Source organism: Psychromonas ingrahamii 37 (genome assembly GCF_000015285.1).
Taxonomy (GTDB): Bacteria; Pseudomonadota; Gammaproteobacteria; order Enterobacterales; family Psychromonadaceae; genus Psychromonas; species Psychromonas ingrahamii.
The window spans coordinates 13,152-34,886 of record NC_008709.1; the positions used below are offsets into that span (position 1 = coordinate 13,152).

General features: G+C 37.0%; 16 protein-coding genes. 13 read left to right on the top strand and 3 right to left on the bottom strand.

Annotated features, from left to right (window positions below; genetic code table 11):
- Positions 1-52: 52 nt before the first annotated feature.
- From uvrD to xerC, 3 genes are read right to left on the bottom strand one after another with little or no spacing between them, the layout of a single operon-like run.
- The gene (uvrD, locus tag PING_RS00075) at positions 53-2,224 is read right to left on the bottom strand and encodes a DNA helicase II (RefSeq protein ID WP_011768442.1); all 2,172 of its coding nucleotides are present in this window, start codon (positions 2,222-2,224) and stop codon (positions 53-55) included.
- A 36-nt stretch (positions 2,225-2,260) separates the two neighbouring features.
- Positions 2,261-2,968 (bottom strand): HAD-IA family hydrolase, encoded by a 708-nt coding sequence (locus tag PING_RS00080; protein ID WP_011768443.1) that lies wholly within the window; start codon positions 2,966-2,968, stop codon positions 2,261-2,263.
- Positions 2,969-3,001: 33 nt separating this feature from the next.
- Positions 3,002-3,901 carry a tyrosine recombinase XerC gene (xerC, locus tag PING_RS00085; RefSeq protein WP_011768444.1) on the bottom strand — a complete coding sequence of 300 codons (900 nt, stop codon included), beginning with the start codon at positions 3,899-3,901 and terminating at the stop codon, positions 3,002-3,004.
- A 549-nt stretch (positions 3,902-4,450) separates the two neighbouring features.
- Between xerC and tssB the strand changes: the two genes are divergently transcribed.
- The 13 genes from tssB (at position 4,451) to PING_RS00150 (ending at position 21,725) form a co-directional block, all read left to right on the top strand.
- Entirely contained in the window at positions 4,451-4,957 is a 507-nt protein-coding gene (gene tssB, locus PING_RS00090) for a type VI secretion system contractile sheath small subunit (RefSeq protein ID WP_011768445.1), read from the top strand.
- Positions 4,958-5,065: 108 nt separating this feature from the next.
- On the top strand, positions 5,066-6,514 hold the full coding sequence (tssC, locus tag PING_RS00095) for a type VI secretion system contractile sheath large subunit (protein ID WP_011768446.1): 1,449 nt from the start codon (positions 5,066-5,068) through the stop codon (positions 6,512-6,514).
- A gap of 33 nt (positions 6,515-6,547) precedes the next feature.
- On the top strand, positions 6,548-7,066 hold the full coding sequence (tssD, locus tag PING_RS00100) for a type VI secretion system tube protein TssD (protein WP_011768447.1): 519 nt from the start codon (positions 6,548-6,550) through the stop codon (positions 7,064-7,066).
- Between the two features lie 10 nt (positions 7,067-7,076).
- On the top strand, positions 7,077-7,784 hold the full coding sequence (locus tag PING_RS00105; RefSeq protein WP_011768448.1) for a type VI secretion lipoprotein TssJ: 708 nt from the start codon (positions 7,077-7,079) through the stop codon (positions 7,782-7,784).
- Positions 7,785-7,799: 15 nt separating this feature from the next.
- Positions 7,800-9,164 carry a type VI secretion system baseplate subunit TssK gene (tssK, locus tag PING_RS00110; RefSeq protein WP_011768449.1) on the top strand — a complete coding sequence of 455 codons (1,365 nt, stop codon included), beginning with the start codon at positions 7,800-7,802 and terminating at the stop codon, positions 9,162-9,164.
- 3 nt (positions 9,165-9,167) lie between these two features.
- On the top strand, positions 9,168-9,815 hold the full coding sequence (icmH, locus tag PING_RS19295; protein ID WP_011768450.1) for a type IVB secretion system protein IcmH/DotU: 648 nt from the start codon (positions 9,168-9,170) through the stop codon (positions 9,813-9,815).
- Between the two features lie 14 nt (positions 9,816-9,829).
- Positions 9,830-13,252, top strand: coding sequence for a type VI secretion protein IcmF/TssM N-terminal domain-containing protein (locus tag PING_RS00120; RefSeq protein ID WP_011768451.1), 3,423 nt, complete (start codon positions 9,830-9,832; stop codon positions 13,250-13,252).
- A gap of 3 nt (positions 13,253-13,255) precedes the next feature.
- Positions 13,256-14,950, top strand: coding sequence for a type VI secretion system contractile sheath large subunit (tssC, locus tag PING_RS00125; protein WP_011768452.1), 1,695 nt, complete (start codon positions 13,256-13,258; stop codon positions 14,948-14,950).
- Positions 14,950-15,438 carry a type VI secretion system tube protein TssD gene (gene tssD, locus PING_RS00130; protein ID WP_011768453.1) on the top strand — a complete coding sequence of 163 codons (489 nt, stop codon included), beginning with the start codon at positions 14,950-14,952 and terminating at the stop codon, positions 15,436-15,438. Before tssC (PING_RS00125) ends, tssD (PING_RS00130) begins: the two co-directional genes overlap by 1 nt.
- Positions 15,438-15,842 carry a GPW/gp25 family protein gene (locus PING_RS00135; RefSeq protein ID WP_011768454.1) on the top strand — a complete coding sequence of 135 codons (405 nt, stop codon included), beginning with the start codon at positions 15,438-15,440 and terminating at the stop codon, positions 15,840-15,842. The genes tssD (PING_RS00130) and PING_RS00135 overlap by 1 nt, the downstream gene beginning before the upstream one ends.
- Complete coding sequence (gene tssF, locus PING_RS00140) at positions 15,842-17,611, top strand: type VI secretion system baseplate subunit TssF (protein WP_011768455.1); 1,770 nt, start codon at positions 15,842-15,844, stop codon at positions 17,609-17,611. The genes PING_RS00135 and tssF overlap by 1 nt, the downstream gene beginning before the upstream one ends.
- A complete protein-coding gene (gene tssG / locus PING_RS00145) occupies positions 17,608-18,561 on the top strand; it encodes a type VI secretion system baseplate subunit TssG (protein ID WP_011768456.1) in 954 nt (317 codons plus the stop codon). The genes tssF and tssG overlap by 4 nt, the downstream gene beginning before the upstream one ends.
- A 38-nt stretch (positions 18,562-18,599) precedes the next feature.
- Complete coding sequence (locus PING_RS00150; protein ID WP_011768457.1) at positions 18,600-21,725, top strand: type VI secretion system Vgr family protein; 3,126 nt, start codon at positions 18,600-18,602, stop codon at positions 21,723-21,725.
- The last annotated feature ends 10 nt before the right edge of the window (positions 21,726-21,735 follow it).

A 21,735-nucleotide genomic window follows, 5' to 3' on the forward strand; every position in this document is an offset into this window, starting at 1 on the left:
CATAAAAAAGGTTAAAATAGACCTATATTTTACCTAATGTTGACACTGCTACCTATACTGTCTCGAGACGAGCGTAAGCGGTCATTAACCATTTACTGCCTACTCCCATAAAATTCACTTGTAAGCGACTGTTTTCTCCGCTGCCCTCCTGCGCAATAACAGTGCCTTCTCCAAACTTAGGATGGGTTACTTGCTGGCCAATCCTAAAGCCTGAAATATCCTGATTTTCCCGGGTAAATGCGGGCTGCTTAACGGTAGGTTGCTGGACTCTTCGGACCTGGGTTTTAAGACGAATATATTCAATATCCTGTTCTGGCAGCTCGCTAATAAAACGAGAAGGAGAATGGAATTTCTCTTGTCCGTATAAACGGCGGCTTTCGGCATGACAAAGGGTTAGTTTTTGCATTGCTCTGGTCATACCAACATAACAAAGGCGACGTTCTTCGGCTAAGCGCACTTCATCGTCGGCAGATTGCTGTCCGGGAAACATGCCTTCTTCCACACCCACCATAAAGACTTGCGGGAACTCTAATCCTTTTGCCGCATGCATGGTCATTAGTTGTACTGCATCATCAAATTCATCGGCCTGGTTATCACCTGATTCCAGCGCTGCATAAGCTAAAAAGGCCGTGACCTCGCTCATTTCCTGCTCTTCGGGGGGGATCACAAAGGATTTAGTTGCAGAAACTAGCTCTTGTAAATTTTCTATACGGCTGCGTGATTTTTCACCTTTTTCATTTTCGAACATGCTATGCAAACCGGAGTGACGGATCACATGGTCAACCGTCTGAAACAAAGGCAGCTCAGAGGTTTCATTTTCAAAACGCTTTATTAATTCAATAAATCCGGATAATGAAATATTCGCACCCGCACTCAGTTGTTTTTGCTCAATTAAAAACAGACTCGCCTGCCACATGGTATAACCCTGCTCGCGGGCACAAAGTCGAATCTTATCAAGTGTGGTATTACCAATTTTACGTTTAGGTTTATTGATAATACGTTCAAATGCCGCATCATCTTGATGATTATTGATTAAGCGCAGATAGGCGATACTGTCTTTTATCTCTAAACGATCAAAGAAGCGCTGACCACCATAAATATGGTAGGGAATCTGTTGTGCCATTAACTGTTCTTCAAAAAGACGAGATTGTGCATTGCTACGGTATAAAATGGCACATTCAGCCAGCTTTTTACCACTATTTTGCCATAGTTTTAACTGCGAGGTAACATAACGTGTTTCATCATAATCATTAAATGCACTGTAAATGGCAATGGGTTGCCCATCTTCACCGCTGGTCCATAACTCTTTGCCTAATCTGTCACTATTATTTTTAATAAGCTGGTTAGAGGCATTTAATATATGTCCCGTTGATCGGTAGTTTTGCTCTAAGCAGACCGTCACCGGATTATCTTTTTCCCTTAAAAAACGTTGAATATTCTCAACGTCAGCGCCCCGCCAACCATAAATTGACTGGTCATCATCTCCGACTATGGTCAAATAACTGTTGTTCTCGGTAAGCAGGTTTAACCAGGCATATTGAAGTTTATTGGTATCCTGAAACTCATCGACCAACACATGGCGGAAACGTTGCTGATAATGTAATAACAGAGAAGGGTTATTTAATAACAATTCGTGGGCACGTAATAATAATTCTGCGAAATCAACTAATCCGGCAAGTTGGCAAGCCTCTTCGTAGGCTTGATAAACCTGCAGGCGTTGTTTTTCCTGCTGGCTATAACCAACCTGAATATGTTTTGCCCGTAAACCCTCATCTTTTTTATCGTTGATATACCACTGTAACTCTTTAGCAGGGTAATATTTTTCATCTAAATTAAGACTTTTGATAATACGTTTGACCATTTTTTTTTGATCATCGCTATCAATTATTTGAAACTGTTCAGGTAAATTAGCTTCTTGATAATGCAGGCGCAATAAGCGGTGGGCGGTGCCATGGAAAGTACCTATCCACATCCCGCCTATCTGTTGCGGGCAAATATCCGTAATACGGCCACGCATCTCCTTGGCGGCTTTATTGGTAAAGGTAACCGCCAAAATAGAATATGTTGGAATGTTTTCTACCTGCATCAACCATGCGATTCGATGCGTTAATACACGTGTTTTACCACTACCGGCACCGGCTAAAACCAGCATATTCTGCTCGGGTGCGGAAACAGCAGCACGCTGGTGATCATTTAAATCATCAATTAAGTAGGAAACATCCATAACAAAAGACCTGTTTATTTATTCAGTAAAAGAAAATTATAGCAGTTTATATAATTGATCTAAACGACTGATTTCCACGGTTGGTAATAACATCGCACCACTCAGAGACTGCTTATTGGGATTAAACCAAACGGCTTGTGCACCATTGTTTTGAGCACCATAAACATCACTAATTAAATGATCGCCGACATGTAAAATATCACTGACTTCAATATTTAAACGTCTGGCCGCTTCAATAAACAAATCACCTTCTGGTTTAGATTTAAAACCATTACCCGCTTTTAAAATAAACTTAAATTTATCATCAAGTTGGATTTTAAATTCATCAACATTACCATTAGTAATAGCTATTATCGGGTAAGTTTGTGCTAACTTATCTAATAGCGTTAAACTTGCTTCCGGGACTACAAAATCACTGCGCAGTTTTAAAAACTCAGAAAATGCACGTTGTGCATACTTTATGGCCTTAAACTCCGGGATCCCGTAAATGATCATTATTCGAGTCAGTGTTTGGGTTCGCCATAAAGAAACATCATGTTTTATTTCTGGAAATTCCGCCACTTCTATATCTTTGTATAATGACCACTGTTTTTCGGTCAATTCTGCCAGCTCAGGATAGGTTTGATTAAGGTGCTCAATAATCGATTGATTGGCTTTTTTGATGATATGGTGATTATCATAAAGCGTATCATCAAGATCAAAACTAATCGCTTTAAAAGGTTTAATTGCCCGGTAGTATTTCATAGTGATATATCCATTTCTGTAGTTATTTTGTAATTATTTTTTACGTTTAGCACGCGGGTGTGCCTGGTCATAAATTTTTGATAAATGCTGAAAATCCAGGTGGGTATAAATCTGCGTTGTGGCTAAATCTGCGTGGCCGAGCAAGGTTTGCACCGCACGCAGGTTACCACTTGATTCAAGCATATGGGTAGCAAAAGAGTGCCGTAATTTATGTGGATTTATATGGCCCGGTAAGGCTTGTTTTAAGCCCCATTTTTCCATTCTAGCCTGTACATTACGCGCTGATATACGTTTTTTTTGCTTAGAAACAAAGAGTGCTTTTTCGTCCTTTATACAAAATTCAGGACGGATTTTAAGCCAGATTTTTACAGTCGCAACCGCTCTATCGGTAATAGGTAATAATCGTTGCTTACTTCCCTTACCTGTTACCATTATCTCTTTTGCAGATAACTTTATATCTTGTAAGTTAATACCAACTAACTCACTAAGGCGTAATCCAGAGGAGTACATCAGTTCCATCATGCACTGATCACGGATACTAAGCGGATCTTTTTCATCTATATCAAGCAATTGAAACATATCATCAACGGACACATTTTTAGGCAGTGGCTTATCTAATTTGGGTGCTGCTATACCCTTTGCCGGATTGTTACTTAAAATATCAAACTGTACTAAATAGTCTAAAAAAGAGCGTAAAGCGGAAAGTTTGGTTGCAATAGAACGGGCTTTAAGGCCCTTTTTATGCAGCGTTTTAACCATTAAGCGCACCAATTGTCCATCAAGCTCTGTCCAACAGCCTACTTTATTTTCATTTAACAGGGCAACAAATTCAGCTAAATTACTTTGGTAGTTTGTGATGGTAACAGGGCTCAAACCACGCTGGCTGGCAATATGATTTAAGTAGGTATCGATAAGAGGTTGTAAAGCACTCATAGTTTTATTCCTGCCAAAATAAAAAGATTTAAGTCATCTTGGTTATTGGATAATGAAAGCGTTATTGCTGGTAATATCAATTTTCTTATTTATAACCGGATTAAACAAAAAATTCGACCTCTACGGTTTAATTTATTTTTTGAATAAATTGGCTATCGTTTATTGATCTTTAGTGCTGAATAATCGAATAATTCCCATTCTCAGATTTCAATAAGTGTTATTTTTAAGCGAATCAATAGATCAGTTCGTTTTTCATACAAAAAAACCGGATTTAGTTGTTTTTTCATACAGAAAAAGTGAGCATCTCCCGCCCGCATATCATAAATAGTTATTTTTATAGTCTCGTAATGTGACCAAACTCTATATATGAATAACTTGATATAAATATATGTTTCTTTTAATCCGTTATATGCTAATTTTTAAAAAGAAATGATATATTATATATTTATATAAAATATCATTTTCATGTCTTTTTGATATAACGAATTGCTTACTTTTTCTGTCACCTAAAGTTGCAGAAGTTAACATTATAATTTACTGGAGGATAATATGTCTATGAAAGACAAGCGCTCAGGTTCAGTTGCACCTAAAGAGCGTATTAATATATCTTATAAACCAGCGGTAGGTAACGCTAAAGAAGCCGTTGAACTCCCTTTTAAACTGCTAGTCTTAGGAGATTTCACCCAAAGTCAAATAGTTACTTCTCTGGAAGATAGAAAGTTAATTAATATAAATAAATATAATTTCTCCGATGTAATGGATAGCTTTGACCTTAAAGTTCAATTTAGTGTAGAAAATAAAATCAATAAAGGAAGTGATGAGCCAATTGATATATCTCTAAGTATAAAACAGTTAAGTGACTTTGAACCAGATAGTATTATCCAACAAGTTGATGAATTGAAAAAAGTTCTTGAGCTTCGAGAGGCATTAAAAGCACTGAAAGGCCCAATCGGTAATTCCCCTCAAATGCGTAAACAAATACGCAACCTTTTAATTGATGAAAAATCACGAAATGAATTAAAACTTGAGCTGGGTTTATCTGCTAATAAACAATAAGAATATGCATCTATAAAGTGTGAATGAAATTATTCTATTGCTTCTAGCCCTAAATATAAATGGCTTAGCAGATAATGACAGAACATTGGTGCCTCTTAGGAGTAAAAAATGGAAGCAATAAAAGAAGAATCATTAGTTGGAAGTATATTAGGTTTAAGCAAGCTTTTAAGTGACCCATATAGTTATGATATTGCAAGTCAAGGGATGCAAACGCTGCTCACTCAGGTACTTGAAGAAGATTGTGATTTTGATAATCTAAGAGTAGATAAACGTTATGTTGAATCTCTTATTGATGAGCTTGATGAAAAACTCAGTAAGCAAATGGATGAAATTATCCATAATAGTGTTTTTCAAGCACTAGAATCGCCATGGAGAAGTTTAAAACTGCTAACGGATAGAACAGATTTCAAAGAAAATATAAAAATTGAAATATTATCAGTATCCAAAAATGAGTTACTGGAAGATTTTGAAGATGCGGCTGATATAATTGAAACAGGTCTTTATCGTAAAGTTTACACCGATGAATTCGGACAATATGGTGGTGATCCCTATGGAGTGATTATTGGAAATTATTATATTTCCCCTTCAGTCCCCGATATGAATTTACTGAGTCATATGTCCAGTTTAAGTGCTATGACACATGCTCCATTTATAACAAGTGCAAGTGAAGAATTTTTTGGACTGGAAGATTTTGCAGAATTACCTGAGTTAAAACAATTAGAAGCTATGTTTGAAGGCCCGCAATATTTATCTTGGCGTAACTTTAGAAGCAGTGATGATGCCAGAAATGTCGGCCTCACTTTACCTCGATTTATGTTAAGGCGAACATATGGTGAAAATATTCCAGTAAGTGCTTTTAACTATAAAGAAAGTATTAACAACAAGTCAGAGTACCTATGGGGCAACGCAGCATTTGCTTATGCAACGCGATTAAATAACAGTTTTGCAAAATATCGTTGGTGTCCAAATATCATCGGTCCGCAATCAGGTGGTGAAGTCGCTGATTTACCTATTGATATCGTTGATGATAGCGGCACTGATAAAGTTTTTGGACCAGTAGAACTTAAAGTGTCAGATAGGAAAGAATTTGAATTATCTGAACTTGGTTTTATTCCTTTTACACTCCGAAAAGACTCTGACAGTGCAGTCTTTTTCTCATCTAATTCAACCCAATTGCCTAAAAAATTCACCAATGATGATGAAGGTAAACAGGCTGAAATTAATTACCGTTTAGGTACACAACTACCTTACTTATTTATAGTAAACAGGCTGGCTCACTATATTAAGGTATTACAACGCGAAAATTTGGGTAGTTGGAAGAGTAAAACAGAGCTAGAAACAGAGCTTAATAAATGGATCAGGCAATATGTTGCAGATCAAGATAATCCTTCCGCAGCAACAAGAAGTCAACGACCACTCAGAAAAGCTGCAATTTCAGTCAGTGACATTGATACTGAAGTAGGTTGGTATTCTGTCGGTATGGAAGTGACTCCTCACTTTAAATTTATGGGAGCAAGTTTCACACTCTCTCTAACCAGTATTTTAGAACGAGCTTAATCTTGTGCCATTTAAAAATATAAAGGAATAATTATGCCTACTGAAATTTATATGTCCATTAATGACCCTGAAGGGTGTTTAACAGAAGAATCTTGTTCAAAAGAAAGTATAGGTTCATTCTTTAAGGCCGATCATGAAGAAGAGTCATTAATTCTAGCTTACGATCATAAAGTAAGTGTGCCAACTAATTCATTAACGGGACAGGTGACAGGGACAAGGAAACATGAATATCTGGAGGTCAGTAAATTTATAGATAAAAGCTCCCCCTTATTGCTTAATACTGTGACCTCCCCATCGGAACTGGAAGTCATTTTGAGGTTCTTTAGAACCCCGGATGAAACCAGTGCAGGTGAACCTGTAGAGTATTACAACATCACTTTGCAGCGCGCTAAAATTGTGAGTATTAATACAATATCACCTAATATTTTAGATGAAGTAAATGACGGTTTAATGCCCTATGAAAAGGTCAGGTTTACTTATGGGCAAATTCAAGCGGATCATGTGGTTTGTGGAACAACTGCGATTGATGATTGGTCTGGGGAAGGCGGTTAGGTTATAAAGTATGAAAAATTTCATTTATAACTCAACAATATGGATACGCATCACTTGCATATCTATATTGCTGAGCGGTTGTAGTCTATTGCCTAATAGTCAGGTGGAAGTACAGAAAAAAGATAATATTGATTATTGGTCTGATAGCTCAGGGTCTTGGGAAAACTGGGATGAAAACCACCCCAGTAATGAACTTGTTGCTTGGACATATGATAAAGATGGCATTCAAGTCAATTTCGTTGCCCGTCCAGAATTAAATATATTTGGACAACGGTCCCACACTTTAGTCGTCAAAATTGTTCAGTTATCAGAAGTCTCAGGTATCAATACGCTTTTTCAGACCAACGAAGGGATTGCCGCTGCGTTAACGCAAGAAACTGAAATGATACCTAATGCCATATTTAGTGAATCATTTGTTTTGGGGCCAAAGCAAAACCTTATGTTCAGGCTAGCCCGCCAAGAAAATGCCAAGTATATCGCTATTATTGCAGGTTTTGCTGAGCTAGATAGGCGGCAAGCGGTACGCATTATTCCTATTTCTGTTAATACTACGTTACAAGAGCCGATCGATGCCGAGTGGACTACTTTGGACAAGATGACCTTTGGCTATTTTGTAAGTAAAGAGCCTCAACCCGATATTTTAAGACCCTCAAATATTAGGCTTAATATTGACTTTGGTGAAAACAGTATTACAAAGTTCAGCGCGACAGCTGAATAATTTGGAGATTGAGTAATGGATTCAATGAAGTCGATATATTGGAATCAGGGGCTATTTTTAAAACCTCAGCATTTTCAACAGTTAGATAGATATACATCCACTATGTCTAATCTATATTCTAAAGTTCGTAGCGGCGTAGAATCAGGTATTTCAGAATTAAAATTTGATCTTTCTGCTTTGAAAACAGGTTTATTAGTCATTGAAAAGTTGGAATGTATATTAGAAGACGGCAGTTTACTTTTATACCCGGGAAACTGTCAAATTCCACCATTAAGGTTAGACAAAGAGCAGTTTGATGACAGTGGGAATCTGAATATATTTATTGCTTTAGCACCCATTTCTGCAGAGCAAAATAATTTAGTTTCAAATTCATCACCCGATGCTCGCTTTAAGCTTGCCGCTGATATCAATAAAAAAGATCTATTTGATAATAATGAACAAGCAACGTTATCGATGTTAGATTTTAATTGTAATTTAGTTCCAAGCTATAATTTGAAAAGTACTGCGGGTTTATCTCTTCTTAAAGTAGCTGAAATATTTTTATCGGTTGATCAATGCACACCTTCAGAAACTTTTATTCCTAAGATAACGTTATTAAGCGGTTCTGAAGTACTTAAGAATTTAGTCAAATCAACTAAACAAAGTTTAGTCGGGCGATTTGAACAACTTCAAAATATAACCTCTTTTGAATCAGGACTTGTAAATAGCTCAAATAATTTATCTGTCGGTTTAGCGATGATGTCAATTAGTAATCATATTGCCACATTTATCCAGTTTGAAGAAAATCCATCAACACAAGTCTCTGATATTTATCTGGCTTATCGACAATTAATCTCACAATTGAGCATGTTTTCGACAGAAGTTTCAGTTATTGGTGAAACCCTTACTGAAGAAAATTCTATTATCCCGTTTAATCAAAATAATTTAAGCGATTGTTTTTCTAAAGTAAATAATCTGACAACTAAATTATTAAACGAGTTGACCGTTCAGCCTGAATTATTAGTTAATTTAATTTATCAGGGTGATTCAAAATTTGTAGCCCAATTATCGCGTGAATTTTTAGATCCCGGTTACCGGATTTATCTAAGAATTAGAACCAAAGAAAATGTCATTGATCATTTAGATAATATTCTTAATTTTCTAAAAGTTGGGGCCGATGGACAAGTTGATGTTTACTTGAAAAGAGCACTTCCGGGAGTTCAATTGTCGTATTTAGATAAAAAACCCCAAGGAGTTGCGACTGTCCCGAATAGCTATTATTTTGGTCTTGATAGGCAGTCCTTCCAATGGCAGAAAGTCATTGAGTTAAGCCGAATTGGTGTTATTTGGAGTGATTATATAGAAGACGTTGCTCTCGATTTGATCGCTGTTCAAGGATAAGTTATGAAACTAATAGATAAATTTATTCCTGTTTTTCAAGTAATTAAACATCTACCTCAAAACATATCTGATGATTCAGATATAACATTAATAGATCTCGAGCAACAATTTAAAACGTTATTATCTAATGTTAAGTGTTCTGGTTATTCAAAAGAGCAGAATCAACATGCTCTATTTTCAGTTTGCGCACTGGTTGATGAAATTATTTTAGATTCAGAGTGGAAGTATAGAAATGAATGGGCAAAATCCCCATTACAAAAAAAATATTTTGATACACATAAAGCAGGTACTCAGTTTTATGAAATTCTTGATACTTTAAATGAAAATGATATTAAAGACCAAGATGTAAGGGAAGTCTTTCTTTACTCATTAGTTCAAGGCTTTTCCGGTTGTTATTTTGAGAGTGGAGAAGAGAGTGTTAAGCAAGAAATTATTCAAGCAAATTATGCTCTTCTATCAAAAGATATAAAAATAAACTTATTTTCGCCACCGATTCCTATCCGTCGCCTTAATCAAATAAGTAACGCTAATAGAAAAAAACAAAAAGAGTTGCTCACAATATTTGGTCCAATAGGAGTTCTTCTTTTGTCGTATTTTTTATTGAGAAGCAATATTCTTGATAGTGTTTCCCAAATCTTAAGCCAGATATAAGTGGTATTCTAATAATGAAAAAATTCCTTAAGTTTTTACTCGTCGTTTTCATTTGGTTAGTCATATTTGGTGTTTGTGTGGCTGGATCTTTATTGTTAGGTGCCACTGAAGTTGAAGGTATACAAGTTTTCTTGGCTATTTTCATCGCCTGGTATGCTATTAAGTTTTGCATCTACCTTTATAAGCGCTGGCAAGCAAAACAACGAGTTGAAAAATTAATTAATATTGATGCGTCAACAAAGGAGAAAACAAAATTATCATTTTTTCAATTCTTATTTCCTAAATCCATTGATAAGCATATTAAACGCGTCCTAAAGAGAATTAACCACAACGTCAGTAGCGATGAAAATCAGCAGGAAGCTGATTTTATTATGCATATTAAAATGGATAATAAACATGCTGACTGGTTATACACTGAAACAGTCAATAGACCTCAAATAGCCGATCCAATTTTCAGTGAATATAAATATCTTCAATGGATTGTGCTAAATGATCTTGTGATTCTAGATGTTGACTCTTATTTAATTAAAAATGCTGATTCTGCCGCTAACAGTGAATGGCTGCAATTACTCAATGGCTTAGCATCAAGCGAAAAATCAAAATCCTTAGACGGATTATTAATATCGATTCATGTTGCTGATTTAGTTGATCCTGCAACGAGAAGCCAGATTGCAGATCAACTTCGAAAAAAATATGAAGAAATTAAAGAGTATTGTGGTGTAGAAGTTCCTGTGAATATTTCACTTCTTGGATTAGAAGAGCGAAAAGGAGTTGATGACTGGCTAGGACAACTGAGTAATGATTGGAAAAAGCAAACCTTAGGCGTTATTAACCAACAAAAAGAGCCGGTGAAAAATATTATCCAAAGCTGTTTTTCGAAAATTCAAGCTATTTTTAAACAAGGATCTTTAGATTATATTGTTAATCAAGGGTTCGATGAAACCGTTGCCAATCTGCCTCATAAAATCAAAGATATTCAAGACTCTGTCGAGTTATTCTGCTCGCGTTTATTTTCAAGCAATAGTTTTCAAGGCAAACCTGTTTGTTCAGGTCTGTTTCTTGTTATGGCAGAAAAGAACAAAGCTGTATTTGTTGATGATCTGTTAGAGCAATCAGCTTTATGTTGGTTGCCTGCTATATCAATGAATAAAAATACTGCCAGTGATATTGAAAAAAACAAACGGTTATGGACTTATTTATCTGCAACAACAGTGCTAGTTATTCTGTTGGGGACTTTGTATAACTCCGATAAAAATAATATTGAGCAAATATATCAAGATTACGAATCGCAACTTTCAAAGTCTGAAGATCAAGTCAAAGTTAGGGACAATCTTGAGAGTAGATATCAATTAATTACCAAACTAAATGACGTTAATATAAGTTATTGGCTACCCCTTTCAGAGAGTGTTTTTAATATACCTACATTAAAAGCTGAACTGGCTAATGATATTCAGGATGTTTTAATTTCTCCGGTCGATAAGTACTTTGAAGATAATATTAAACAATTATCGAATAAGAATATTGATAGTAAAGTTGATTATTTAAACATATTAATGCGCAGAATAAATGTGCTAAGTGCAGCAAGTAAAGGGGCTTCATTAACAGATTTAGCTGAATTGCCTCAGCCCTTTGACAGCGCGTATATTGATAACATGTCACCAGATATGATTGATGGATTAAACAGTTTATATATTAAAAGCTTGTTTATGATAAAGGATGCAAATGACGCAAGCTATCTCAAAAACTGGCAGCAGCAAATAACAAAATATCGTAATGATATTTCTACCTTATTATTATCTTCTAATGGAACAATGGACTGGTTAATTGACTGGGTTAATCATAATGGAAAAGTTGATTCGGTACAGCTGAGTGACTACTGGCAAGGTTCTAGGCATATCCAATCACCTATCTTAATTGAAGGTGCCTATACGTTAGCAGGTAAAACAATTATTGATGATTTTTCAGAGCAAATTTTATATGCTCTAGGAGAGGAACACCCGTTTTTGTTAAAATTTTTACCTGTATTTCAACAGCAATATCAGCATAATTATGTCGCAAAATGGGGGGCTTTCTTAAAAAATTTCCATACAGGAACGGCAACATTGAGTAGCCGATCAGAATGGTTAAATGTTATTAATAATTTGACCACCGGACGAAATATTTTTTTCAAGTTATTAAATGATGCGGATTACCAATTAGCTCCTTTTAATGATTTAGAGGATAAGCCCGATTGGTTTGATTTTTCCCTTTATTACCAAGATATGCTGGCCCTAGGTGAAGATGAAGCCCAATCTAACCCTGCAAAGAACAAAGTATTTACCAAGTTAGCGTTAAAGGTGGTGGGATCATTAGGTCCTGTTGGTAAGGCTATTTCAGGTTCTGGGAAAAAGGCGTTGAAAACCAAGAAAAAATTGGATAAAGCCAGTGGTTCTGGTCCAGGCCCTTCAGAAAGAGCGTTAAATTTACAAGAAGCCGGCAAAGGCTTGGATGAATATAAAGGGCTGATTGCGGATTTAGTGTTCAATATTGAACAGCAAAAAGAGTCGCACAAAAGCATTCGCGCATTTTTTGAGTTTGAAAATAACCCGATAGACGAAGGCACTGTTTTAGCAAATGCGAAACTTAACATCATGAACCTGCAGGGGTTAATAGGTAAAGCGGGTAATTCCACGGCATCATTTTGGAATGTGTACATTGGATCTATTTTAGTGCTAGAAAACTTTATGCTTGAAGAAAGTGCATGTTTGCTTGAAAAATCATGGGAAGAAGATTTTCTCTATGAATTAGAAGGGGTACCGGCCTATAAGCTAGATGAGTTTGCTTATGGGGAATCAGGTGTTTTATGGTCATTTTTTGATAAAACCTTACAACCTTTTATTCAAAATAAGCGCGGAGGGGGTTATAGTTTCAAAAAAGTGGTGGAGAAAAAAATTCCTTTGTCACCGGATTTATTAGATTACTTAATTCGAGCTAAAGACTTAAAAACACGTCAGAAGTTTAAATCCTTTGATTTATTTATGACGGCAAAACCAACAGATACAAATGCAAACTCACTATTATATGTATCAGAAACCGATATCAGCCTGATTTGTGAAGCAGAAACACAAACACTGGTAAATAAGAATTATATCGTCAATAAGCTTTTTAAATGGGATGAAACATGTCGTTCTGTTAGTTTAAAGCTAAAAGTGGGTAACAAGATACTTGAGAAAGTTTACAGTGGTGATGACGGTGTATTCAATTTCTTGGATGATTTTAAATCTGGTGTTAAACGCTTTGAATTGGAAGAGTTTCCCGTATATTTTTATGAATTAAACAGTTATCGAATTGAATACTTTGACGTTAAATTAAATATCAAAGGTGCCGATAGGTTAAGACAAGCGTTATCTATCAAACCACCACAACCGCCTGAATCAATCGCGCAATGTTGGATGTAAAGTATGCTTGATGTCAAAAATATTTCGTTTTTGCCAAAGCAGGGAGGGACGGTTCCTTTTAAAACATTAATCCTTGCTCCGCTTGGTGGCCATAATGCCATTGAGCAGTTGCTTGAACCAACTGAAATTAATATCCGTAATTTTGATACTGTTATTAAAGAGTTTTCACCGACTGTTGATGTAGATATAGCTAACTCTGGACTGTGCCAATTACTTAATGTCGATCAGCAAATAATCACCCTCAGTTATACTATTGATTGCTACGCAGACTTTAAACCAACAGCCATTATCAAAAAAGAACCTTCTTTACGGGAAGTTTCACACATTATTGATCTAATACATCAACAACTTCAGCTAGATGGAACTACTTTTAGTACCGCTCCCTTTGAGCTTCAGCACGTGAAAATCGCCGAGTTGGAAAAAGAGTCGGTCAAAAGGCATGAACTTGAATTAGTTGTTTGTGAATTAGAGTTAATTCTATCTCGAATATTAAACCAAATTCTGCATCAAGCCGATTGGCAGCAGCTTGAAGCATCTTGGCGCGGTATATATTGGCTATGCCAAACAGCAGAAAGCAGTCACTCTCTGATTATTGAATGTGCCAGTGCAACTAAGCAGTTACTTTGGGATGATCTTTTCACTAATACCGACTTACTCGATTCAAATTTATATCAGCAGGTTTACGTTGACAGTATCGGTCAATATGGCGCTGTTCCCTATGGTGTTTTATTAATTGATGATTACTTTTCTGGCGCGGGTTCAGATCTTACTTTGCTTAAAGCGATTACTGAGGTGTGCAGTAAAGCGCATTTACCTGTTGTCACGGGCGCAAATGCTCGGATGTTTGATGTTAATGACTTTAATACATTGCAGGATTCAGATTATATTTCTGAAATTCATGCCGGACACCGATATATAAAATGGCGTAATTTTATCTCAACAGAAGAAGCTAGTTTTCTCGCTTTAACCATGCCGAGATTATTATTTAGGAATGCCTATGGTAAAGGTGATTCGGCACTCAGTTGGTTTCAAGAAAACATAGGTGATAGTCACGAAGACTGCCTATGGGGCAACGCAAGTTTTGGATTTGTTGATAATTTGCTTAAAAGCTTTCAAGAAAGCGGTTTTTGTACTTTTATTTCCGGCATGGAAGGGGGGCGATTAAATTTATCGGCGTTGTTAAATAAGTCGCCTAATTTACCCATTGAAATTGCTTTTTCTGAAGAAAAAGAAGCCGAGTTAATAAAGTTAGGCTTTAATCCTGTCTGTACAAGGGCTTATCACAATATATTACTTTTTGAGTCAGCAAATTCTGTGCGTTGGGGTAATCTAAAACTTAATTACCGAACACAAAATATTGATACTATTGCCAGTGCCCAATTGCAGTATTTATTTATTGTTATGCGTATTATTCATTGTTTAAAAATCATATTCAGAGAAAGTGTTGGTGCGACGACCAACTCAACAGAGTTATCTCATATTTTAAATCGATGGATCAGACAATTTGTCTCAGATGTTGAAGCACCTTCTAAATCGTTACGCGCACAAAGACCCTTAAAAGATGCAAAAGTCCTGGTGGTAGAAACAAATAATATAGGATGGTTTGAGATTGAAATAGAGCTCAGCCCGCATATGAAATACTTAGGCAGTACTATCTCCATTAATACCCTTATTTTTATGAATGAAGAGGTCAGCTAATGGAATTTTCGGGTTATATGAAAATTGAAGGTGATATTCAGGGCGTTATTGAAGGCTCTTCAATTAGAAAAAATCGAGAAACGAGTATTGATCTTTTTTCATTTAAACATGAAATTAAATTACCCACTAATGTGCAGTCAGGTATGGGAAATGGTCCGGTTATTCATCAGCCAATTGTCTTATTAAAAGAGGTTGATAAAAGTACCCCAAAGCTATATCGCGCATTGGTTGAAAAAGAACGATTAAATACAGTTGAATTCGAATGGTTTCGATATACGGCGCAAGGTGAAGAGCTTGTTTATTATCGTATTGAATTAATAAATGCGCATATTATATCAATCTCTCCCTGGACGCCTGCATTAGAAAAAGCGGAGTCAGAATATTTACGTTTTATGGAAAATGTAACACTGGCCTATGAAGGTATTACTTGGAGTTGGGGGCCGGATGGTGATGTTACTTACCAAACCAATTGGCGGGGTGAGCAATAATGTTAAGGCTTTCTGAAAAGCTTAACTTGCTGACTGTCAAAAATGAATCAGCTAAACAGCTTGAATCATTAAATATTGCCACATCGATGCGCAATTATTTACAAAAAATACTCAATACACGTCAGGGTAGTGTACTTATTGCGCCTGATATGGGAATGCCTAAAATTGACCTTAGTGAAGGGATTGTCGAACAAGTTGATAAGCAAAATGTGCTTAATATGATCAAAATCTTACTTGAAAAGTATGATCCCAGAATAGAATCGCTACATACCGAATTAAAAGAAAACCATAATATAACGGTTATTTTGTCATTTCAATTATTGGTGACAACCCGATCAAAACATGTCGTTACTCTCTTTGGAAAATTACAATCTGATAGTACATTTGAACTGGAATTACAATAATGGATTTAGCAGACCTATACCAACAAGAGTTAAAACTTTTAAAAGAATCATCACAGGTTTTTAGTAAAGAATACCCTGCAATTACAGAAAGTTTAAATAGAGATATAGTTGACCCCGATGTTGATATGATCTTACAGGGTGTTTCCTATTTAACGGCGCAATTTAAAAAAGAGTTAGACGATCAGTTTCCGGTTGCACTGCAGGCCCTATCACAAGTATTAACACCCACCTTAATGCAGCCTATTCCGGCAGTCAGCATTCTATCATTAACGCCTAAAGCAAATTTAATCTCACCTTTAATGGTTAAAAAAGGGACTGGATTTGATTCTTCTCCTGCAAAACTCGATGAAGAGGGCCATGAACGGATAGCTTGCCGATTCAGCAGCGCTTGGGAGGTTGAAGTGTTGCCGGTGCGTGTTGCAACGTTAGTGATGCAGCAGGTTGAAAAAACAATTAACCAGGTACAACAGAAAGTGGTTGAACTCAATGTGGGGTTTACATCAGAAAAAAATGATCTCGCTAATTATAGCTTTGATAAACTGCGTTTTTATATTAATCAACCAGCAAGTGATGCTTGTATTTGGTTACAGATGTTTGCTCAAAAATTGCAGTCAATTAAAGTGACAAGCTCCGCTGGTGTTGCTGATATTTCAGTAAAAAATTTACAATTAACAGGCTATGGCGCAGAGCATAATATTTTTGATGCCGGCAATTCATCAAATCAGCATAGTCTTTTGCAGGAGTATTATACTGTTCCTGAAAAATTACAGTTTTTTGAAATTAACCTGCAGCAGTGGCAGCAGCGTAGTGGTGATCAATTTTCAATTGTTTTTGAATTTACCTCTCCTACCTGGAGCCTGCCTGAATTTAAAACCGATCACCTAAAACTATACTGTACACCGGTGATTAATGAATTTGAGCACTTTGCTGAGCCAATGGCGATGAATGGTATTCAACTTGAATTTCCATTAACCGCTCAACAGCGTAATTTATCGACTGAATTCGTTTTGCCTATTGTTGATGTTCTGACGGTTGAAAGTATCAAGCGAGAACGGGAAAAAAATAACCGTTATCAGAATATTATAATCCCCAGCAATACGAACAGTAAAACCGGTGGTTTTTATTATTTTAGAAAGCATGGCGTGCATGACGGGGACGTAGCAAATTGGTTAGCTCTGGAGTTTGAAGCCGGATCAAGACCTGAAAGTCGAGAAGTGTTACGTGTCAAAGTCAAATGTTGCCATGGTGAGCTTGCTGCTAAATTGCCTCCTAACGAGATTAATGTGCCAACCAGCAGTAGCCCTGAATTAGTTTCTTTTACTAACCTGACAACCAGCAGTGATTATCTGCCGGCGCAGATTATTTCCAATGAAGCTTGGCAGGTGGTATCAGATCAGGCATTAAGTTTACAAAATATAGAAAAAGCGGATCAGCTTAAGCAACTTCTGCGTCATCACCTTCCTGCGCAACTTAAAAACACCGCAAAATATAAAACCCTGGCGCATCGAATTGCTGCGATTAATGATATTAAAATAACCGCGAAAGATCATTTTGAAAAGGGATTATTGGTTCGAGGAGTGGAGTATTCAGTTCATATAAACAGTGATCATTTTATTAACCAGGGGGAAATATTTTTATTTTCAGCCTTGCTGAATCAGTTATTGGCATTACAAGTGCCCATTAATAGTTTCAGTCAATTAATTGTGACTGAATCCCGTACCGAGGAATCTCAACGCTGGGCAATTAATTTTGGCGGTATCGCTAAATGATCGAACAAGAGTTACTCCGCAATGCGACTCAATACAGTTTTATTGAAGTCTATAAGCTCTTATGCGAACTGGCGTTAAGCAATAAACTTAATCCGCTGCATGCTATACGCATCAGGCCGGTTTTAGGCTTACAACATGCGCGTACTCAAGTCGTTTCTGTGACTAAACAGGATCAACCGTCTTTATATTATCTGAACGTTAATCTACCTGGCCTTTACGGTAACGGCTCCCCCTTACCCAAGTTTTTTACCGAAGAGTTGATCCAGGCATCGCATAAAGACCAAAACCAAACCCGACTGTTTTTAGATATTATTCATCAGCGTCTTTATCAACTATTGTATGCGGCAAACACTCAGCAATCTCCGCATTATCTGGATCAAGGGCGTAAAAACGTTTATCAATTTATGCTTGCCATGATTGGGTTTAAAGAGGCATCCTGGTTAAAAGACTTCCCTGATCAAGCCTTTATTTTAAGAAATATTAATATTATTCGTCATCAAAAAAGCACCGTTGTTGGGCTGCAAAAGCTGCTGCAGAACCTATTTAAAAAAGCGCAGGTAAGCATTGAGCAGTGTGTTAACCGGGACGTCAGTATAGCAGAAGGGCAAAAACTGGCGTTAAACCAACAGGCGAATCAAATCAGTTTCAGTGCGGTGCTCGGCGGAAAAATGCAGGATATTCAATCTAAAATTATTGTCTCTATCTCCCCCCTGAGTGCGAAAGAATATAAACAATGGTGCTTAACACCTGAGTATTGGGATGCATTACAAAATATGATCAAGTATTTTATTGGCCAACCTTTGTTGGTGGACTTACAGATAGATGTGGTAGCCGATACTAAATTTAACCTAAGCTTAGTACCAGAAAATGAATTTTCTTTAGGCCGCAATGCCTGGTTAAAAAGCAGTAATACCAAGCAGCATATAACGGCTTCAATAAAACTCCTATAACAGTATTAAACTGTTTACTCAATAAAGGACCTCTGTGTATGAGCCAATATCATTTCAAATTCATCTATCAGGAAAATGGTTCGCAAAATAATGAGTTAACATTATTGAAATTTTCCGGGCAGGAAGGTATCTCCCAATTATTTAATTTTGAATTGGAGCTTAAATCCACCGATCTTAATTTAGATGAAGATAGCCTGTTAAACAAATCCTGCAGCATCGAAATTTATGATGGCAAGCAAGCTAAACCTATTCGTATTATCCATGGTTTAGTCAATAAATTTGAAGATATTAACTACCTGCCTGACTGCACCTTATACCGCGCTAATATTGTACCTAGAATCTGGCAGCTCGGATTGTTTGAAACCAATGAAGTATATTTAAACGAAACAATTGAGCGAACACTCAGCGCCATATTAGAGGAAGCTGGCTTTATTGAAGGGCAAGACTTCCGTTTTGAACTGAACCGCACTTACCGTAAATGGCCCTTCAGGCTGCAATATAACGAAACCCATTTAGATTATCTGCAGCGCATTATCGAGCGTGAGGGAATTTATTATTATTTCGAACAAAACGATAATGCCGAGGTGATTGTCTTTTGTGATAATAACCAGGCGTTGCCATCAATCGTCCAGCCCGACCAAAGCAAAAAAATTGTGTTTCAGGCCAATAGCGCTATTAATGTCGAAAGCAAGGCTTGCACAGTGACCAATATTATCTGTAAGCGCCAGACGCTGCCAAAAAAAGTGACATTACGTGATTTTAATGATGAGACCCCCTCCTTAGATATTCGTGGTGAATATATTATTGATAAGACTGGTATGGGGGAAATTAACCTCTACGGGCTAAATATAACCTCACCCGAAGAAGGTCAGCAATTGGCGGAAATACACGCTAATGCCTATTTAAGCCGTCAAAAATCCTATATTGGTGAAGGTGATGCGGCCACTATGGTCATAGGTCATACTTTTAAGCTTGCCAAACATCCCAGAGATAAGTTTAACCAGTTAACCTACTTATTAGAAAGTATTGATCATGAAGGTGCTAATTTAAATCAATATCAGGAATTGGACTTAAATACCGATGCCGTAGTGAACTACAGCAACAGCTTTACCGCGCTTTCAACTGAGCATCCATTTGCCCCGAAAAGACAAACGCTCGCCCCTGAAATTAACGGTACGCTGAATGCGGTTATCGATGCTGAAGCGGATTCCGGCTATGCGGAGCTCGATGAATTTGGCCGTTACAAAGTCAAACTGCCCTTTGACAGAAAAGATCGCAATGGCGGCAAGGCTTCTCATTGGGTACGTATGATGCAGCCCTATGGCGGCGCAAATGAGGGGATGCATTTTCCGCTGCGCAACGGTACGCGGGTATTATTAGGTTTTATTGGCGGCGATCCGGACAGACCCTTTATTAGCGGCACTATTAATGATAATGGCGAGCAGAAAAGTATTGTCACCGGTGAAAATCAAACCAATAATCTTATAAAAACTGCCTCGGGCAATAAAATAGAGCTGGAAGACAAAGAAGGTAAAAACCGCATTAAACTGCAGACGGGTGATAATAAAACCTATATGCATTTAGGCTCGCCCAATCATCCCGGCGATGGCTTTGTCGTGATGTCTAAGGGAATAGAACGTAAAGAGGTGACGGGAGGTAAGCAAATTACACGTGTTACTACAAACTTTGCGACTACTGCTTACCTTAATGATGATAATACCTTAGGAAGCTTCCATAACAGCTTCGATGAAGATACAAGTTCTGTTGAAAGTGAAGATTTGTTAGATGAACAAAATTATTTTTTATTTCCAATAAAAAGTCTCAAAGGTGATGGGGTAGCTGCTGCTGATGCTGTTCCGGAGGTTCCGGCTAAAGCTGCTCGTACTTCTCCTGATGTTGCTGCTGAAGCTGCTATCCCTGCTGTTGCTAGTACATTTACGGCTTCATCAGTTTTGAGTTTGCCTGCAGATAACTTGATGACAAGAAATGTTGAGTTATCTGGTTATTACCTTATAGAAAGAACGCTGGGTGATAAATATACTTTTGAGCAGGGAAATGAATATGAATTTAATTCGCCGGGGGATAAACGCTTTCAGTATGGTGCGGACAGAGAAATTATAGTGTGTCAAGATGATGCAAGTTTAGGTAAGAGTATTAAAGGCGAAGTTTATAATAAAGAAAATCACCTCAAAGAAAATCAAAACAAAAATCGTAATCTCGATGCAGGAAGCAGGTTATACAGGTCTCTTGTCGAGTTGTTGACCCTTAAACTTACAGGTTACCAAAGTTTTACTCAATCTCCCCTGGATGGGATCTGTAAGAGATTTCATAAAAAATTAACACCCGAAGAAGCCAACGACCTGTTAGATAACAAGTGTAATTTCAGAGTAGCCAGACACAATACCTTTAATATTCAGGAAGGTAATATTTTTGATTTTGGCGGTTATTGGAATTATGACTTGGGCAACAGTTATGCGGAAGTACATGGTACACAAGAGACTGAAATTAACAAATTATATTCTAAGGATATAGCCAAAAAAGCAGGCCCATGGTGGGAGAAAATCGAGGGTAAAAAGCTTAGTTTTGCTCAGAAAGATGAAGAACAGGTAGAAAAATCATATAACAACCAATATAGCTATACTAAGGGCAAGACAATCGAAGTACATAAGGGCGATGCAGAAAGTCAGCATTATGGTAATTCTTATGATTATCATACAGGTGATAGTTATGAAGAAGTTGATGGTCATTCTATTTCTCATGTTCGTGGTAGTTGTCATAGCACACATCATGGAGCGACTAATGAGATGTTTATGGGGGCAAAGAGTGAGTTTCTATTAGGAGTGTCTAGCTCTGTCGTTGTTGCAGCAGTTAATGATATGTTTGTAGGACCTAAAATTGAAATACAAGTCGCTCCAGGCTTTTACTTCAGTGCTGGTTCCAAAACGGAAATTGAATCTTTTAAATTTAAAAACGTGGCGACAGAAGCCGCAAATGCAGCTATTGATTTACAAGCTGCTATTGCCACAGTAGACAATGATATAACGATATTAATGAATAGTATCAACACTATACAAAGCTCAGTAAACACTGTTGTTACTAAAGCTAATGAAGTTGACTTTACGATGATAAAGTTATCATCGGGCGCAGTGAACATGCTGAATTAATTGAAGATAT

Coding starts and splice junctions, on each gene's coding strand:
- PING_RS00120 (WP_011768451.1), top strand. CDS start 9,830: ATGAAAAAATTCCTTAAGTTTTTACTCGTCGTTTTCATTTGGTTAGTC.
- icmH (WP_011768450.1), top strand. CDS start 9,168: ATGAAACTAATAGATAAATTTATTCCTGTTTTTCAAGTAATTAAACAT.
- tssK (WP_011768449.1), top strand. CDS start 7,800: ATGGATTCAATGAAGTCGATATATTGGAATCAGGGGCTATTTTTAAAA.
- tssF (WP_011768455.1), top strand. CDS start 15,842: ATGGATTTAGCAGACCTATACCAACAAGAGTTAAAACTTTTAAAAGAA.
- PING_RS00105 (WP_011768448.1), top strand. CDS start 7,077: ATGAAAAATTTCATTTATAACTCAACAATATGGATACGCATCACTTGC.
- tssC (WP_011768452.1), top strand. CDS start 13,256: ATGCTTGATGTCAAAAATATTTCGTTTTTGCCAAAGCAGGGAGGGACG.
- tssC (WP_011768446.1), top strand. CDS start 5,066: ATGGAAGCAATAAAAGAAGAATCATTAGTTGGAAGTATATTAGGTTTA.
- PING_RS00150 (WP_011768457.1), top strand. CDS start 18,600: ATGAGCCAATATCATTTCAAATTCATCTATCAGGAAAATGGTTCGCAA.
- uvrD (WP_011768442.1), bottom strand. CDS start 2,224: ATGGATGTTTCCTACTTAATTGATGATTTAAATGATCACCAGCGTGCT.
- tssD (WP_011768447.1), top strand. CDS start 6,548: ATGCCTACTGAAATTTATATGTCCATTAATGACCCTGAAGGGTGTTTA.
- PING_RS00135 (WP_011768454.1), top strand. CDS start 15,438: ATGTTAAGGCTTTCTGAAAAGCTTAACTTGCTGACTGTCAAAAATGAA.
- tssD (WP_011768453.1), top strand. CDS start 14,950: ATGGAATTTTCGGGTTATATGAAAATTGAAGGTGATATTCAGGGCGTT.
- xerC (WP_011768444.1), bottom strand. CDS start 3,901: ATGAGTGCTTTACAACCTCTTATCGATACCTACTTAAATCATATTGCC.
- tssG (WP_011768456.1), top strand. CDS start 17,608: ATGATCGAACAAGAGTTACTCCGCAATGCGACTCAATACAGTTTTATT.
- PING_RS00080 (WP_011768443.1), bottom strand. CDS start 2,968: ATGAAATACTACCGGGCAATTAAACCTTTTAAAGCGATTAGTTTTGAT.
- tssB (WP_011768445.1), top strand. CDS start 4,451: ATGTCTATGAAAGACAAGCGCTCAGGTTCAGTTGCACCTAAAGAGCGT.